Here is a 1,697-nt window from a genome sequence, read left to right as displayed (position 1 = left end):
AAGCTATGCTTTATAAACATCTTTCTTAACATAAAACTTGACAAAAAGAGTCAAGTGTGTGTTCTGGCTAGAATCGCCTCTGGCATCTATTATCACAAATATGGAACAATGGATATTGAAAGAGCTAGGAAGAACAGATTTAGGAGACAAAAGAAGAACTAAAAGGTTCATGGAAATTGTCTCTAATTTAAGCAAATCACCGTCCGCAACAGTGCCAACGGCAAGTGGAACTTGGGCAGCCACAAAGGCCACATAGGATTTTTGGGATTCCCCCTACATCAAACCATCAATGATTAGACAAGGGCACATAGAGGCGACACAGGAGCGAATTTCTCAGCATCAAGTGGTATTGGCCATACAAGATACCACAGAACTCAACTATACAAAGCAAAAAGCACTGTCTGGAGCTGGATATCTTGATAGCAAATATGCAACAGGATTAAAAGTGCATTCAGTCTTGAGTGTAAGCAGTAAGGGATTGCCACTGGGTATACTCGACCAGTATGTTTGGGCTAGAGTTATAGAGGAATTGGGAAAAGCAGAGCAAAGAAAAAAAAGAACGACGGCACAAAAAGAGAGTCAAAGATGGCTAGATGCCTTAACCAAAAGCGAACAGCTGATACCAGAATCAAAAAAAGTGGTAACGATTACTGACCGAGAAGGAGATTTTTATGATTTATTTGCTTATCCTCGTCGCCTCAATTCAGAGTTTCTGATTAGAGCAAGTCAAAACAGGTGTTTAGATTCTGGTGAGAAGTTATGGTCAGGAGTAGAATCTAGTTCTCACCAAGGTCATATGACAGTAGAGGTCAAACGCAATCCTACTAGGAAAGCCAGAAGAGCTACTTTAAGCATTCGTTATACTACTGTGACGATTCAACCACCTCAGAATCGAGGTAAAAAAGAACAACTAGCGCCTCAAGAGTTACAGGCAATTCTAGTCACTGAAGAAGATGCACCACCAGAAGTGGAACCGATTCAATGGTTACTGTTAACTACCTTAGAGATTAATTCTATCGAAGATGTAGAGCAATATGTACGATGGTACAGTTATCGTTGGCTAATTGAACGCTACCACTATGTATTAAAAAGTGGTTGTCGCCTGGAGCAGTTACAACTGAAAACAGCTCAACGATTAGAGATGGCCTTGGCAACTTATAGTATAGTTGCTTGGCGTTTACTCTGGCTTACTTATTTGGCTCGCCATTGTCCTGATGTTAGTTGTGAAGAGGTCTTAAAATCCTATGAGTGGCAGGCACTTTATGCGACGATACATAAACAAATTTATCCTCATCAAAAACCGCCAAACCTATCACAAGTAGTGCGTTGGATTGCACAATTAGGCGGTTTTTTAGGCCGAAAAGGTGATGGTGAACCAGGAGTTAAAGTTCTCTGGCGTGGACTTTGACGATTGGATGATATTTCAGAAACTTGGCACTTTTGTCAAGAGCTGGAACATCACTGAGCCAACATTGATGGTGCTGATTAGATTGGTTGAGCTGTCTATAGTGCAGGGGTGTATGATTTGCCACAAGTACCATAGAGTATTTATAGGGGGAAAGCGCCGAAATGAAGATTAGCGATCGCACTCTTATACACACTTAACTCTTTTTGTCAATTTAGGGCGATCGCCTCTCTATGCACACTTGACTCTTTTTGTCAATTTTTATGTTAAGAAAGATGTTTATAAAGCATAG

General features: G+C 40.7%; 1 pseudogene. It reads left to right on the top strand.

Going from position 1 to position 1,697, the window contains the following annotated elements:
- Nucleotides 1-100 precede the first annotated feature (100 nt).
- Nucleotides 101-1,408, top strand: a pseudogene (locus F6K20_RS37335) (IS4 family transposase).
- The last annotated feature ends 289 nt before the right edge of the window (nt 1,409-1,697 follow it).

This window comes from Moorena sp. SIO2C4 (assembly GCF_010672485.1).
Taxonomy (GTDB): Bacteria; Cyanobacteriota; Cyanobacteriia; order Cyanobacteriales; family Coleofasciculaceae; genus Moorena; species Moorena producens.
The sequence above is the reverse complement of the archived record's forward strand: the minus strand, read 5'-3'. Positions and strand labels throughout refer to the sequence as shown.